The organism is Streptomyces ortus (assembly GCF_026341275.1).
GTDB lineage: Bacteria > Actinomycetota > Actinomycetes > Streptomycetales > Streptomycetaceae > Streptomyces > Streptomyces ortus.
In genome coordinates, this window is sequence record NZ_JAIFZO010000002.1 from 44,645 (window position 1) to 58,080 (window position 13,436).

Here is a 13,436-nt window from a genome sequence, read left to right on the forward strand (position 1 = left end):
GACAGAACGTGAGGTTTTGTGTGCACGCGTGTGCACGTGCACGTGTGCACGCTTTACGCGCGCGAGGCCCCGCCGGAGCCCGGCGGGGCCTTCGCTGGTGACGTTCAGTGACGCGGGCCGTGCTGGTCCAGCACCTGCTTCGCGTACTGCATGAGGTGGTTCCACAATCGCGCGTCGCCCTGCGCCCGCTTGTCGACCGCGAGCTTGAACAGGCGGCACACGCTGGTGAATCCGGTAAGGACGTCCTCGCGTCCGGCTTTGACGTCCTTGGCGATCTGGGAGCGGGTGACGCGGAGCCAGAATTCCATCCGGCCCATCTCACCGCGTGATTCGATCGCTTTGCGTTCCTCTTCCCGCAGCCAGGTGTTACGCCCTTGAATGGAGCGTTCGACGCTGCTGAGAGGGCGGGCCATTACGCGGATTCCCTGCGCTGCCCGAGGTCGTAAATCGACGCGGGAGCGCTATAGGCAGGCCCGGGGTTCTGCTGTCCTCCCTGCTGCGGGGGGTAATTCGGTGCGGCCGGGATCTGCGGGTGCTTCTTCCGCTCCTTTTCCAGTTCCTTTGTTTTCCTCTCGCGTGCCACGTTCACGACTTTCTCGTCGTGGGCGCGGCGCTTGTAGGCGCTCTTTTCCAGGCCCGCCGTCAGGCTGTTCAGGTTTTTCAGGACGTCTGCGAGGGCTTTTTCGACGGGCCGGGCCCGCAGCTGGGCCTGGTACCAGCGGTCGCCCTCCACGTGGGTGTCGCGCAGGTGCACGCGGGTCTCGTGGGCGAGGGTCTCTAGGTTCTTGCCGATGTCCAGCAGGACCCGCTGGACATCTGCCAGGTACCGGGCGGTGGCCGCCGGGGACTGCGCGACATCACGCAGAGGCGAGTAGTTCGGATCGTTGGTGCTGGTCACGGCGGGGCGTCTCCTCGGGGTGGTGGGGCGGTGCGCTGGGGTGAAAAGGTGCAGGTGGCGTCTACGGCGCCTTCGCCGTGTCCCCGAGGTGCTTGCTTCACTTCGGGGGCCGGCGGAACCGTCGGGACAGTCCGGGTGGATCAGGGCCGGTAGCCGTGCACGATCAGGGCGGCGGCTTCCTGGCGGTACTTGGACGCGGTGTCTGTGGACGACACTGCGAGCTCGCGCTGGACATCGGCGATCGAGATCAGGTCGCACAGTTCGTGATGGACGTCCTCAGCGGCCAGGCCGTCGACCGTGAGGCCGGCCGCGAACGTCATGCGGGCGACCTTGCGCACCGCCCGCTCACGTGGGGTGAGCCGTGCGGCGTCCTCGGTTTCGACCGCGGACCGCTCGATTTCGGCAGCGGCCAGCCGCGCTTCGGCGGCACGCAGCTCGGCTTCGGCAGCAGCCTCGCGGGCCGCCAGCCGCTGCGCGAGGGCGACCTCCTGGCGGGTGTTCTCCTCCTGGGTGCGGCGGTCGGCTTCGGCGGCAGCGCGCCGTGTTTCGGCAGCAGCCCGTGCCGTTTCGGCAGCGGCCCGGTCGGCTTCGGCAGCAACCTTGCGGGCTTCGGCGATGGCGGCCGTCTCGATCGCCGAAGCTTCCGCCGCGGCCACCCGGTCGGCCTCCGCTGCTTCCTTCCGCTTCTCGGCTGCCTGCCTCTCCAGTACCGCTGTCTGGAGATCAGCGGCGGCCTTCTGTTCGCGCTCCTTGGCTTCCCGGCGGGCGGCTTCTGCCTCGCGGGCGCGGGCTTCGGCAATGACGGCCGTCTCCAGCGCCTGCTCTTCCAGGACCACGGCCCGCTGGGCAGCGCCGACCTGTGCCTTGGCATGGGCGCGGGCCTGGCCGGTCTCGCCCTCCACCCGGGCGCGGACGGCTTCCAGCTCGCCGTCGGCTTCCAGGCGCTCGGCTTCGGCGCGCTTGCGGGCGACCTCCCGGCGCGTTTCCGCGTCCAGACGCCGGCGCTCCTGCTCCTCCGCCCGGGTCTCTGCCTCGCGTTCCTGCCGCTCCGGCAGGGCGAGGGCTTCGGCGACGGTGTAGCCGTGGGCGGCCATCTTCATCGGCAGCCGCTCGTCCTCGGACGCCTTGGACAGGTCGCCGTTGTACTTGCGGGTGAGCCACTGCTTGTAGCCGATGAGGTCCTGCTCGCGGCGGATCATCTGCGGGTAGGAGGCGACGTTGTGCAGCCGCATCCGGCGGTAGAACCGCGGGGTGGCGACGGGGGCGAGGATCCAGCGCTGCAGCGGGATCCGGTCGGTGTGCGTACCGGCTTCGAGCTGCGTCTTCTTGATGAACAGGCGCCGGGCGGCTTCCACGCCGATCACGAACAGGAACGGCATCACGCCGTGGCTGGCGGCCTTGACGACGTCGTCGCCGATCTCGCCCTGCGAGGAGGCGTTGAACCAGATCGTCGCGCCGGTCATGGCGTGCGCGGCCAGCCGCAGCAGCGGCCAGGGGGTGTCCTTGCGGATCAGGTACAGGTCCAGCGCGAGGAACACGATGATCGACGCGTCCACGCCGATCGGGAACCAGGGTGCGAGCTGCTCGCTGAACCCCCAGCTCGCGGCCTTCTTCGAGAGAGTGTCGTAGGACATCGCGAAGCCGATGACACCGATCAGCGGTCCGCCGAGCGCAACCGCGATCGACAGGGCCGTCATCAGCCGGTCGCCGCCGGACGTGGTTCCGGTTCCGTTTGTCGTCTGCGAAACGGAATCCGGTGCGTCCGAAACGGCGGCGGGTGTCTGCGAAACCGGCGTCGGTGTTCCCGAAACGGCGGTCGGCGGCGCCGGGTCGGGGGCAGGTTCGGCCGCGGTGCGCGGCCAGTCGGTGAGCGTCATCAGGTCCTCCGGAAGGGGCGGTTCAGGGCGTGCGCGAAACGAGGGCGGCCGTTCCCGAAACAGGGACGGCCGCCCTCGAAACAGCGGTCGGTGGGGCCGAAGCGGGCTGCTTGCAAGGGGGCCGGTGAGCGGGCTTACGTCAGCCGGCCGTGCCGGCCAGGCGGGCGACCTTGGCGACGTGGGTGTCCTGGTCCTTGATGAGGCGGCGTACCTGCTCCGTGAGCGGCACGCCGGGCCCCCAGGAGGTGGCGTAGGTGTCGGCGGATGCGATGTGCCAGTGCTTGGCCTCGGGGTAGCCGGCCTGTTCGAGGGCGGCGTCGTGCCCGAGGTCGGCGTACAGGTGCGTGTCGTGGACGCGGGCGATCTCGCATGCCCGGTCGTCGAACGCGGAAGCCGCGGCCAGGGCCCGCTCCTGCGCGTCGACCAGGCGGGAGAGCGCCGACATCCACTCCGTGGAAGCCTGAGGAGTGCGCAGGTAGCCGGACGCTGATTCCAGCGCCTTCAGCTCCCGCTCGTACGTCTGCCAGCGGGTGACGGCATCCCCGACAACCTGCTTCAGGTCCGCCACGTACGCGGCGTTCTTCCACTTCCCCCGGGCCTGGTCGTACAGGTCTTCCAGGATGCCGACGGCCGCGTTCCGTAACGCCCGCTCGGCTTCGTCGTCCGCCCCGTGGGCGAGCTTCGGGTCGCGGCGGACAGCCGGAGCACACGGCTCCGGCTCGCGTCCCGTGAACGGCGCGAACTCGAACCGGAGGTAGTGCGGGTGATGCTGCACCGCCTTCAGGTACGGCGGCAGATACGGCGTCAGACGGGCGAAGATCTCGGTCATGCCCTGCGGAGTGATCCTGTAGTCGCGCCCCCCGAGCCCGGCCTCGGTCTCTGTCACGAGAGCGGGAGCCGGGGGCGGCACGGGAGCCGGTGCCGGTTCGTGGTGGGGCAGGCCGTTGTCGTCCAGCGGCGCCCGGAGCGGAAGGGTGTGGGCCATGGCATCCTCCTCATGGACCGGCCGGACTGTCCGGCCGACCGCCATCGCCCGACCCCCGGCCGCCGTGGTCGGCGGGCAGGTGCGGGCGGTGACGGTCAGCCGTCAGGCCGTGGCGGTGAAGGGCCGGTGCGGGTCGATGACCCGGCCGTCGGCCAGCACGCCGGTGTCGTCGAAGAGCAGGGCGCCGTTGCACAGCAGACTCCATCCCTGCTCCGGGTGCGCGGCGATGACGACCGCAGCCTCCTGGTCGGGGCTGGCGGCGCTCGGGCAGGGCTGCTTGTGCGTGCACAGGCTGCGGGGCTGGCGGGAGGGTGTGGCCGGCGGGGTGAGGGTGCGCATGCAGAACCTCCGAGAGGTCAACGGTGGGGTGAGGGTGCGCGGGCTGCGTGGCTCCCTTGGACCGCGCACGGCCCGCCCATCGCGTAGGGGGTGCGGTGGCCGGGCCGTGCGGGTCAGGCAGCCGACAGAGGTGGCGGTGTCGGGCTGGTCGGATCGTCAGCACCGTTGTGCGCGCTGACGGTTGAGGTAGGACTCCTGCAGCCGGGCGAACGTGCCGTACAGCCGCTGCCCGGCCGGGCAGCGTTCGGTGTCCGTGCACGCGGTGCAGGTGCCGTGATGGGCGCGGTGCGCGCCATACGCGAGCTGGTAGCGGTCGTAGAGGTCTTCAGCCACGGGGGCGGTTCTCGGACCGCTTGTTGGCTTCCTTGACCTTGCGCGACAGTTCCTCGCGCTCCGCGTCGGTGAGAGTGAGGATCATCGGGTGGCCTCTGTCTTTGCCGAGCGGGCCGACACCGGGTGTGCAGTCGCGATGCTCTGCTCACTGCAACGGCAGCGCCAGAACCCGCACAGTCCGCACGCGTCATCGGTCATGCGCTCCGCGAGCCGGGCCCGCATCTCCGCGACGGTGCGCGGGGCGCGCCGTTCGGCGGGGATCGCGGCGTCCTGGCGGCGGACGACGTCCAGGAGGTGCTGTCCGAGACGACGGTTTGCGTCGTCGGGCCCTGCCGTGCCGGGGCGGGGCCGTGCCATGATCTGAGCGGTCATATGGAACTCCAATTCCTGCTGACCAGGACAGCCCCGGAAGGTCAGAGTTCCGGGGCTGTCGCCGTGGCGGGCCGGACGGCCAGCCACGGCCCGCCTCCACACCCGACGCGTTGGCGGGGTGGGAGAGGGACCGTGGGGGATCGTCAGGCCGCCGGGGCGTATACCGTGGTCGGTTTGGCCTCGCGGACCAGGTGGTCCTCGGTGGTCCACACCGTGCCGACCGCGAACGGCTCGCCGTCGGCACGCAGCACATCGCGGACGATGACCGCCCACTTCGCGCTGTCGCGGCGCAGCAGCTGCGCGGCCTCGCGCGGATCGGTGATGAGCGCGAGGACTTCGAAGGCGCCGGTCACGTTCTGGTAGATCGCGCCGGGCCGGCGAGGGCCGACCTCGCAGTCGCCGTGTCCGCCGACGGTGCGGGGGTGAGGGCGCGGGCTGGTCGGCGTGGGACGGTCCGGCGTCTTCTCGTGCGGGATCGGTCGCCGCGGCAGCTGAGGGCGGGTGGCGGTGACGGGCATGGTGGCGTCGGTCATGCTGGGCATGCGGTGGGTTCCCTTTCTGTGGAAGGGCGCCCGCAGCACCAGGAACCCCCAGGGGCGCAATCCCTGGGGGTTCGTCATGTGCGGCGGGGCTAGTGCGTCCTGCGCACTCCGCCGCCGGCCGAACCCCGCCATCAAGGCGGGCCCGGTCGACGACGGGCAGCGCAGGCTGCGGTCGTGCAGGCAGGTCAGAGGGTGTACTCGTAGACCGCGCCCATGTCGGTCCTGCCTGCCTCGATCTCGCCCTGCAGCAGGAGCGCGATCCGCAGCGGCGTGCCGTCGCGGGCGGTCATCTCGTACGTCTGGACGGTGTCGCCCATCGCGGCGCAGTCCGCCAGAACGCCGTCTGCCTCATGACCGGCGATGCGCTCCCAGGGCTCCCGGTCGGCACGGTCGGCGGTGCAGCGGACGTCGTACTCGATGTCGTACACGGCAACGTCCGCAGCCGTTGAGGTCTGTGTGCCGGTGAACTCCCAGACCGTGCCGGCGTCCACACGCTCGCCGCCGGCGTTCAGGCTGTAGTCGGCCCACTCCGACAGGTCGTTCTCCACCTGCAGGACGACGCACAGCGGGTTGCCGTCCCGGTCGGTGGTGGCGTACTCGGTCAGCGTGTCGTCCAGGACGCGGGCCGCCGCCATCTGGCGTCGGCTCATCGTGTGGCTCTCGCACCGCACGAACTGCCTGGTGTTGAGGTCGTAGACGTTGACGACGTCCCTGACCAGCTTGATCGTCATCGTGGTCCTCCGGATGTCGGGACTGGGATGTTTCCCAGTGCTCTCCACCGTCACCGGACCGCACAGGGCGGGCCGGTGACGCCTGGGCAACACGGGGCGTCAGACAGGGCTACCGGCTGAGCTGCTCCTCTTGCACCGCAAGAAGCGTGATCGCGCTCATGAGGTCGGCGCGCTCCCAGTCGGTGAGCTGGGGTGCGTCGATCCTGGCCGGGTTGAGCGCCTTGATCAGCGCGGCCAGGGTGTCGCGGACGCGCTGGAGGTCGGCGTCGGCGACCGACTCGGAGGCGTTCTGCCACTGCTGCTCGTGCAGGAGGCGCAGGCCCCACGCGCGGCGGTCGTTGAAGTCCTCGTGGTCCATCTGCGCCTTGCGGCGGGTGGGGGCGAGGCGTTTGGTGTGCGCAGCGAGCTGGGCGAGGCGGCGGCCGTCCGCGCACCGGGATGTGAGGTCGACGGTGCGCAGGATGTTGCCCTTGTCGTCCTTGACGGAGCAGGTGGAACAGCCGCGGACGTGGGCTTCGTCCAGCTTGCGGGCCGTCTTGTCGTCGACGGTGCCGCCGACGATCTGCATGACGGCGGGAGTCGAACCAGTCTTCGGCTTGCGGATCACGCGGGTGGAGCGTCGTCCGTTCGTCTGGGTCAGGCCCTCTTCCAGCCGCTGGAACCACTGGTCGACGGTGAGGTTGACGGTGACCAGGCGGTGGCTGCCGGGGCAGCGGATCGGGTCGTCGGTGCCGGCCTTCTCCGTGTGGTGGGGGACCAGCTTGGGCCGCGAGCTGTGCGGCGTGCTGATCGGCACCCAGGTGCGGCAGGTGGGGCAGACCAGCGTGGAGTAGGCGAGGTCGACCTCGTGCGGCTTGAGGCTGGAGACGACCAGCGGCGGGAGGGTGCTGATGGCACGGGACCGGGCCCGGCGCGGACGCTTCTGAGCGGTGAGGTCACGGGTTCGCGTAAGCATGAGGGCTCCTTCTACGGAGTGACAGGGGTGCCTCGCAGGTGCTCTCTCCGCCCTCCAGGCCGCACGGCGAACCGGCGTCCTGACGGACAGACAACGCATCAGCGCTGCGACGTGCACACAGCAGTCCTGGTCCCGAGAGGAGTTAGAAGTGCCTCAGACTCCGGGGCCACCGAAGTGGCGACTACTGCGGTCGTGCTGGTAGGGGCCGAAGTTCCGGCTCCCTCATCCGGCGCCGCCCACAGGGGCAGTTCCGGGTGGGGGAGCCGGGTCCGAAGACCCGGCAAGGGGAAGGTCAGGCCGCGACGGGCAGGGCCGTGCCAGTGGCCGACCGGGCGATCTGTAGCTGCGCGGCGTAGGGAAGAAGGACATCCATCAGGCGCTCGCGCACAAAGCGGGCGAGGCCCGGGTCGGCGGCCGCGATGTCACGGGCGGCGAGCATCCGGTTCTCCCGGGCCTCGATCGCCTCGATCGCCGCCTCCAGGTCCAGGCCCTCCAGCCTCTCGTGAGGCAGGAAGCCGGCCTCGTACATCGCCAGTGGCGTACCGAAGGCGACGTCCAGGTCGACCAGACCGGTGTCGCCGAAGTCCGGCAGCCCCACTTCGATCGCGTCCAGCAGGTCCTGTGTCTCAGCGTCAAGGTCCTCGGTGGCGAGGTTGGAGACGGGGCGGCGGGTGACGTTCACGAGGTGGAGCTCCCTTCGGTAGGAGGTCCCGCAGAGGTGGGCCATGCGATTCGGGCAGATCAAGACAGGCGTCTTTAGGTAATCCGTCTCTCACGGGATGACTAAGTGAGACCATAAGCGCATGAGCCTTAAGGTGGCAAGGTGTCGTGGGCGCCATGATGGCTCAAGCGTCAGGGGATTAGGGTTTGGAGAAGGTCTGGACGATCCAAGGGGATGAGTCGTGAGCAGCGACGATGCGTGGATGGGCGAAGCGCAGCCGTACCTCGTGCCGCGCGGAGCAGGACAGGGCGACGCCTGGAGCGCCGAGGCGGCAGCACACGGCCGACGGGGCGGTCAGCGCCTTCTGGCAGTTCAGGAGGTAGAGGCGCCACAGCCAGTGCGTGACTTCTTCGGCATTCACACCAGCGAGATGGTCGTGGTTCGCCGTCGCCTGATCACACTGGACGACCGACCCGTCGAGCTTGCCGATTCGTACTACCCGGCGCACATCGCCCGAGGCACCCCGCTCGCGGACGCGAGAAGGATTCCAGGTGGCGCAGTAACGCTGCTCGCCAAACTGGGCTTCACCCCTGAAAGCGAACCCCTTGAAGACGTTGCAGCGTCCACTGCGACTGCTCGCGAGCGTGAGGAGCTCGACCTGCCGGCACGCACACCCGTACTGGTCTTGACCCGATTCACCATGTCCACCACCGGCACGCCGATGGAAGTCAGCGTCATGACCATGACGCGGCACCTGCAGTACCGACAGAGGAAGCAGGCCAGCTGACCCATGGCGAGAGCATTTGACGATAAGCGGTCGGCTCACCAGAAGATCGCTGCAGGCTTGCGCCGCCAGATCACCCGAGGGGATCTGGCTCCCGGAGCGCAACTGCCGTCGACCCCTGCCTTGATGGAGCAGTATGGCGTCGCGGGTACCACTGTGCAGAAGGCTCTCCTGATGCTGAAGGAGGAAGAGCTCCTGGTCGGCCAACCCGGCAGGGGCGTGTTCGTCAAGGGCAGTACCCAGCAGGCCATCTCGCCGGCGGTGTACATGCCGCCCGCCGCCACCGGAGAGCCCTACCGATGGATCAGTGAGGCCGCAAAGCGCTCGCAGCGAGGTTCGTCCAAGCTGATGGACGTAGCTGTGGTCACCCCACCAAGTGAAGTCGCTCAGGCGCTCGGGCTGGAGCAAGACGAGCGTGCCCTTCTGCGTAAACAGGTGCTGCTCCTGGACGAGGAACCCACCGAGCTCACGCGGTCGTACTACCCTCTTGGGCTGGCTGAAGGTACGGCGATGATGGAGCGCCGGAAGATCCGTGGGGGCACCCCTACGCTTCTGAGCGAACTGGGTTATCCGCCGCGCGAGTTCATCGACGAGGTTTCCTCGGAGATCCCCACAGAGGACGAGGTGGTGGCCCTCCAGCTCCCCAAGGACATGCCGGTGCTGTTGACGTTCCGTGTCGTCTACTCGGATAACGACCGCCCGATCGAAGTGTCCCTTCTTGCGAAAGCTGCGCATCGCTATCGCATGAGGTACCGGCTCAACGTCGTGTGATGTCGCATCCCAAGCGTCCCAAGCCTCAAGGCTGGGGCACCTTTCCATCACTCCCCCCTTAAGCGGAACCCACTTAAGGTGATACTTTGATCGAGCGCGAGCCGGCCCTTGGCCGTCTGACTGTCGGCGTAAGGGACGGTGACCACGACCGTCGTAGACCTCAACACCCACGTCTCTGCACCCCTTCGACTACTGCAACTTGTGGGCCCCATCACACTGGCGACGAAGGAAACGGAACATCACAGCAGTTTGTCGAAGCCTGTGCACGGCCTCGTTCACACGTTTTCAACATCCGCATACACACGGGTTTTTGGGCTCCGGCCATAGGGTCCGGGCCATGGGAAATACGGAGGTCACCGGCGTGGGGAGACACCTGGGGTGGAGGCCCGAGCGGCTGCACGAGCAGCGAGAGTCGCACGGGTTGACGCTGGAGCAGGCTGGCGAGCGGCTGCGGGCGGTTGCTGAGCAGGCCAAGCTGAAGGGAATCCCGGCGGCAAATCCTCAGACCTTGTGGCAACACGAGCAAGGCGAGGTCTACCCGGGCCCGCACTACCGCCGCGCCTACTGCCTCCTCTACCGGGCCACCGAGCCTGACTTGGGTTTCCGGAACGCTCTGCCCGATGAAGAGACGTCGTTCAAGCTCACGCCGGTGAAAGACAGTCTCAACGGCGCGCACGTCCTGGCTGTCGAACGAGCCATCCATCGCATCTCCCCCGGCAGTACAGACGCCGGGCATATCGCTCTCCAGCAGCGCATCATCGACGCCTGGAAGCGCAGGCACACTGGGGGCGATCCGCACCGCCCCGTACTGATCCTGGTTGGCGGCTACGCCGGGAGCGGCAAAACCGAGCTAGCGAGGTTCTTCGTCCAGCTCACCGGCTGGCCGCTGCTCGATAAGGACCCGCTCACCAGGCCACTGGTGGAACAGCTCCTGGTCGCGCTTGGCGGCGACCCGAACGATCGGCACACCGCGCTCTACCGGGAAAAGGTCCGGCCCGTGGAGTACGACTGCCTGATGCAGTCGGCCATGGCCAACATCAAGTGCGGCATCTCCACGGTATTGAGCGCCCCGTTCATCTCCGAGATGACTGACTCGGACTGGATGCAGCGCCTGGCCAACCGTGCGGGCGCGATGGGTGTGGACGTCTTCCCGGTGTGGGTCCGCTGCGATGAGGAGTCGATGCGGGAGTACATCACCTTCCGCTCCGCGGCCCGGGACGCGTGGAAGCTCCAGCGCTGGGACGAGTACATGGCCACGATCGACCTGGAGCTCCGCCCGGCAGTCCCGCATCTGGTCGTGGACAACCGGCTGGGGACCGCCGTGAGCCTCGCGGACCAGGCCCGGCAGGCGATGGGGGCGATGTACGCGTGAACCCGAAGCCGGGCGTGGTCCTGTACGGTCCGCCAGCCTCGGGCAAGGACACCGTCACTGCCGCGCTCAGCGGACTCGACTCCAGGTACGTGCAGTTTGCGCGGCTCAAGGTCGGGACGGGCAAGTCTGACGGCTACCGGATGGGCACGGCGGAGCAGCTGCGGAAGCTGGAGGCCGCAGGCGACGTCGTCTACGCGAACGCGCGGTACGGCAACACGTACGCGATCGACCGGCCCGGCGTCGACGCCGCGTTCGCGGCCGGGGTGCCCGTGGTGCACCTTGGGCAGGTCGACGGCATCCGAGCGCTGATCGACGGCTATCAGGCCGACTGGTCGGTGGTGCTGCTGTGGTGCCCGCGTGAGGTGACCGAGCAGCGATCGGCGGGGCGAGGCGACAGCGACACCGCGGCACGTCTGGCGGCGTGGGACACGACTCGCGAGGACCTGGACGCGCACCCAGGCGCGGTCTGGGACCTGACCGTGGACACCACGGTGTCGGCGCCGCCCGACGCGGCACGGCTCATCAACCAGCTGCTGGCGCAGCGGGCAGGAGCGGCGACGGGATGAGCGCGGGCTACGGCTGGGCGAGTCGGTCCAAGGCGCCGGTGAGCGTGAGCTCGCTGTCGTCCTTGACGTCGTTCCATCGTGCCAGCGTGGACGCGGCCGCGCGCAGCATCTCCGGTGGAAGGCCGGCGGCCGCAAGGGTGTCGGCGGCTTCCTCCAGCTCGGGGCCCCAGCGCCATGCCCGGGCCGCGGCCTTGGCGACGTACTGCGACTCGGACAGGTACGAGTCGGTGCGCCTCGATGCGATCTCTATGAGCTCCTGGTCGACGCCGTGCTCTCGAGCCATGCCGACCGCGAGCGCCACCAGCACCCGCGATGTCTTCTGGAAACTGGCGTACGACAGCTTCAGTGCGGACGCCTTCCCGACCTCCGTGCCTAGCACCGCTGTTCGTACGGCGGTGCCCGCGAACAGCGCCTCGATGCGCTCGGACGCGACGGCCGGGCCGGACAGGTACAAGGTGGGCGTCTTGCCGCGGATCGGCGGGGAGCCGACGACACCGCCGTCCACGACGGTCGTGCCGTGTTCGAGCAGCGCAACGATCCGCTTCGCTCGCTCGGGATTGATGGCGTTCGCCTCTACGTACACTCCGGCGAAGCGGTGCTCCGAGACGTCACGGGCCAGGTCCTCAGCAGCGGCCGGCGGGCAGAGGCTGATGACGATGTCGCTGCGGTCCAGCAGCTCGGACAGCGTCGCCACGGGCGTCAGGCCGAACTTTGCGGCGCGCTCCGCGGACGCGGTGCTGCGCCCGTTCTCACACCACAGGACCGCGGTCGCGTTGGCTGCGGCGCAGGCGGCGACGGCGGCGCCCATGCTGCCCGGGTGGAGGATGCCGACGGTCGGCTGGTCCACGGTGCTACTCCGTCTCGTTGAGCAGAATGGTGATGGCGTCGTTGACGTCGTCGACGACGTGGTGCGGGGCGGCGAGTTCGTCGGGCCAGGGGCGGCCGCGCAGCCAGATGGTGCCCAGGCCAGCCCGCTGGCCACCGCCGATGTCCCCGGCCGGGTTGTCGCCGACCATCCAGCCACCGTCTGCGAGGCTGACGCCGCATCGGGTGGCCGCGAGTTCGAAGAGGCGCCGGTCTGGCTTTCGGATCTCCAGGTCGCCGGAGACCGCGATGCCGTCGACCATTCCGGCAAGGCCGGTCCTGGCGAGTTTGGTGCGCTGGATGTCGCCGGCCCCGTTGGTGATGACGCCGATCGTCCATGCGGCCGCGCGAAGGCGTGCCAAGCCCGTGAGTACCTCCGGGCGGCAGGTGACGGCGGCCGCTATGAGGTCGACGTACTCCTGCCACAACTGCGGGGCGGACTCGGCAATGTCGAAGACGTCGCGCAGCCGGACGAAGTCTTCGGGATTCGCTCGGTCGACCAGCGCTGCGCGCAGCCACTGCTCGGTGGGGGTGTTGAAGTCGTGCGCGCGGCAAAGTTCAGTAAGAGCGTCTTCGACAGCGGTCTGCCGGTCGACGAGTGTGCCGTCCAGGTCGAAGAGGGCAAGTCGGGTCACGGGCAGGAACCGTACCGGGTTTTCCGGACGGGTGATCGCTGGCACGTTCCGCCAGGCGGGCGTCGCGATCAGGTTGTTTCCCGCCCGGTGGAATTCGCGGAGATTTTCGCGCAAATCGCTTGGATCACGGGCCGATTCCTGCTCGGATCAATGGTACGTGTGGCGCAGTTGATGCGTGTGGGGTGCGAATTCGGCGGGAGGTGCGGGTCGTGAGGGGCCGTCAGTGGTTGTCCAGCTTTGCGACACGTTTCGCCCGGGGCCGTGTTGGGTTCGGCGGGGCCGGTACAGTGACCCCCAGCGTTGATCAAAAAGAAAAGTGGCCCCGTCGACCGGCCTTGGACAAGCCGGGAGGGGCCACGTGGCCGAAGGACCTTGTGAGAGGGGTCCTGGGGCCTGCCGAGCACCCTTTTCGCGAGAAGGAAGGTGCCGACGTGATGAGGGTACCCGTACCCGTCACCCGACACACAGCACCCCGCCGTGGGGGCAGCAGCCATGCCGGTTGCTGGTCCTTCGACGGGGCGTTCGTGATGTCCGCGCGCATCCTGGTCCGCCCCTCGGCTGAAGGGGTCGGGATGACGTAGGTCTTCGGGGGCGGCGCCTGCATCGCAGGACTTCTGGCCGCCCCGGGCCGACTGGCCCTTGGTGATTGCCCGTCACCAGGTCCAGCGCCCATCTGCTCTCCGTGAGGTTTGCCGACCTCTTGGAGGAGCTGCCCGCCCCGGCGCCAACCGGCTGCGAGCGGTTCAACTCT

17 protein-coding genes are annotated in these 13,436 nt (G+C 68.8%); 4 read left to right on the forward strand and 13 right to left on the reverse strand.

Annotated features, from left to right (window positions below; all coding sequences use genetic code 11):
- Positions 1 to 104: 104 nt before the first annotated feature.
- The 11 genes from K3769_RS03030 to K3769_RS03080 all read right to left on the reverse strand — a co-directional run bounded on the left by K3769_RS03030 (position 105) and on the right by K3769_RS03080 (position 7,714).
- Complete coding sequence (locus K3769_RS03030; RefSeq protein ID WP_267024880.1) at positions 105 to 413, reverse strand: hypothetical protein; 309 nt, start codon at positions 411 to 413, stop codon at positions 105 to 107.
- Positions 413 to 898, reverse strand: a complete 486-nt coding sequence (locus K3769_RS03035) for a hypothetical protein (RefSeq protein ID WP_267024881.1) — start codon at positions 896 to 898, stop codon at positions 413 to 415. The genes K3769_RS03030 and K3769_RS03035 overlap by 1 nt, the downstream gene beginning before the upstream one ends.
- Before the next feature lie 140 nt (positions 899 to 1,038).
- Positions 1,039 to 2,595: a DUF2637 domain-containing protein gene (locus K3769_RS03040; protein ID WP_267024882.1), complete on the reverse strand. Its 1,557-nt coding sequence runs from the start codon at positions 2,593 to 2,595 to the stop codon at positions 1,039 to 1,041.
- 319 nt (positions 2,596 to 2,914) lie between these two features.
- Entirely contained in the window at positions 2,915 to 3,760 is an 846-nt protein-coding gene (locus K3769_RS03045; RefSeq protein ID WP_267024883.1) for a hypothetical protein, read from the reverse strand.
- Positions 3,761 to 3,862: 102 nt separating this feature from the next.
- Entirely contained in the window at positions 3,863 to 4,099 is a 237-nt protein-coding gene (locus K3769_RS03050; protein WP_267024884.1) for a DUF5999 family protein, read from the reverse strand.
- A 156-nt stretch (positions 4,100 to 4,255) separates the two neighbouring features.
- The gene (locus K3769_RS03055) at positions 4,256 to 4,432 is read right to left on the reverse strand and encodes a hypothetical protein (RefSeq protein ID WP_267024885.1); all 177 of its coding nucleotides are present in this window, start codon (positions 4,430 to 4,432) and stop codon (positions 4,256 to 4,258) included.
- An 81-nt stretch (positions 4,433 to 4,513) separates the two neighbouring features.
- Positions 4,514 to 4,804: a hypothetical protein gene (locus K3769_RS03060; protein ID WP_267024886.1), complete on the reverse strand. Its 291-nt coding sequence runs from the start codon at positions 4,802 to 4,804 to the stop codon at positions 4,514 to 4,516.
- A gap of 143 nt (positions 4,805 to 4,947) precedes the next feature.
- Positions 4,948 to 5,346, reverse strand: coding sequence for a hypothetical protein (locus K3769_RS03065; protein ID WP_267024887.1), 399 nt, complete (start codon positions 5,344 to 5,346; stop codon positions 4,948 to 4,950).
- A gap of 185 nt (positions 5,347 to 5,531) precedes the next feature.
- Positions 5,532 to 6,077 carry a hypothetical protein gene (locus K3769_RS03070; protein WP_267024888.1) on the reverse strand — a complete coding sequence of 182 codons (546 nt, stop codon included), beginning with the start codon at positions 6,075 to 6,077 and terminating at the stop codon, positions 5,532 to 5,534.
- Between the two features lie 109 nt (positions 6,078 to 6,186).
- A complete protein-coding gene (locus tag K3769_RS03075) occupies positions 6,187 to 7,032 on the reverse strand; it encodes a hypothetical protein (protein WP_267024889.1) in 846 nt (281 codons plus the stop codon).
- A gap of 292 nt (positions 7,033 to 7,324) precedes the next feature.
- Positions 7,325 to 7,714, reverse strand: coding sequence for a hypothetical protein (locus K3769_RS03080; RefSeq protein ID WP_267024890.1), 390 nt, complete (start codon positions 7,712 to 7,714; stop codon positions 7,325 to 7,327).
- A 220-nt stretch (positions 7,715 to 7,934) separates the two neighbouring features.
- Between K3769_RS03080 and K3769_RS03085 the strand changes: the two genes are divergently transcribed.
- The 4 genes from K3769_RS03085 (at position 7,935) to K3769_RS03100 (ending at position 11,186) form a co-directional block, all read left to right on the forward strand.
- The gene (locus K3769_RS03085; protein ID WP_267024891.1) at positions 7,935 to 8,480 is read left to right on the forward strand and encodes a UTRA domain-containing protein; all 546 of its coding nucleotides are present in this window, start codon (positions 7,935 to 7,937) and stop codon (positions 8,478 to 8,480) included.
- A 3-nt stretch (positions 8,481 to 8,483) separates the two neighbouring features.
- Positions 8,484 to 9,248 (forward strand): GntR family transcriptional regulator, encoded by a 765-nt coding sequence (locus K3769_RS03090; RefSeq protein WP_267024892.1) that lies wholly within the window; start codon positions 8,484 to 8,486, stop codon positions 9,246 to 9,248.
- 337 nt (positions 9,249 to 9,585) lie between these two features.
- Positions 9,586 to 10,620, forward strand: a complete 1,035-nt coding sequence (locus K3769_RS03095) for a P-loop nucleotide/nucleoside kinase family protein (RefSeq protein WP_267024893.1) — start codon at positions 9,586 to 9,588, stop codon at positions 10,618 to 10,620.
- Positions 10,617 to 11,186 carry a phosphotransferase-like protein gene (locus tag K3769_RS03100; protein WP_267024894.1) on the forward strand — a complete coding sequence of 190 codons (570 nt, stop codon included), beginning with the start codon at positions 10,617 to 10,619 and terminating at the stop codon, positions 11,184 to 11,186. Before K3769_RS03095 ends, K3769_RS03100 begins: the two co-directional genes overlap by 4 nt.
- A gap of 7 nt (positions 11,187 to 11,193) precedes the next feature.
- Here K3769_RS03100 and K3769_RS03105 read toward each other — a convergent pair whose 3' ends face one another.
- Both K3769_RS03105 and K3769_RS03110 read right to left on the reverse strand, forming a co-directional pair.
- Positions 11,194 to 12,033: an NAD(P)-dependent oxidoreductase gene (locus K3769_RS03105; RefSeq protein ID WP_267024895.1), complete on the reverse strand. Its 840-nt coding sequence runs from the start codon at positions 12,031 to 12,033 to the stop codon at positions 11,194 to 11,196.
- A gap of 4 nt (positions 12,034 to 12,037) precedes the next feature.
- The gene (locus K3769_RS03110; RefSeq protein WP_267024896.1) at positions 12,038 to 12,685 is read right to left on the reverse strand and encodes an HAD family hydrolase; all 648 of its coding nucleotides are present in this window, start codon (positions 12,683 to 12,685) and stop codon (positions 12,038 to 12,040) included.
- Positions 12,686 to 13,436: the final 751 nt, after the last annotated feature.

Coding starts and splice junctions, on each gene's coding strand:
- K3769_RS03075 (WP_267024889.1), bottom strand. CDS start 7,032: ATGCTTACGCGAACCCGTGACCTCACCGCTCAGAAGCGTCCGCGCCGG.
- K3769_RS03090 (WP_267024892.1), top strand. CDS start 8,484: ATGGCGAGAGCATTTGACGATAAGCGGTCGGCTCACCAGAAGATCGCT.
- K3769_RS03060 (WP_267024886.1), bottom strand. CDS start 4,804: ATGACCGCTCAGATCATGGCACGGCCCCGCCCCGGCACGGCAGGGCCC.
- K3769_RS03095 (WP_267024893.1), top strand. CDS start 9,586: ATGGGAAATACGGAGGTCACCGGCGTGGGGAGACACCTGGGGTGGAGG.
- K3769_RS03030 (WP_267024880.1), bottom strand. CDS start 413: ATGGCCCGCCCTCTCAGCAGCGTCGAACGCTCCATTCAAGGGCGTAAC.
- K3769_RS03070 (WP_267024888.1), bottom strand. CDS start 6,077: ATGACGATCAAGCTGGTCAGGGACGTCGTCAACGTCTACGACCTCAAC.
- K3769_RS03065 (WP_267024887.1), bottom strand. CDS start 5,346: ATGCCCAGCATGACCGACGCCACCATGCCCGTCACCGCCACCCGCCCT.
- K3769_RS03050 (WP_267024884.1), bottom strand. CDS start 4,099: ATGCGCACCCTCACCCCGCCGGCCACACCCTCCCGCCAGCCCCGCAGC.
- K3769_RS03040 (WP_267024882.1), bottom strand. CDS start 2,595: ATGACGGCCCTGTCGATCGCGGTTGCGCTCGGCGGACCGCTGATCGGT.
- K3769_RS03045 (WP_267024883.1), bottom strand. CDS start 3,760: ATGGCCCACACCCTTCCGCTCCGGGCGCCGCTGGACGACAACGGCCTG.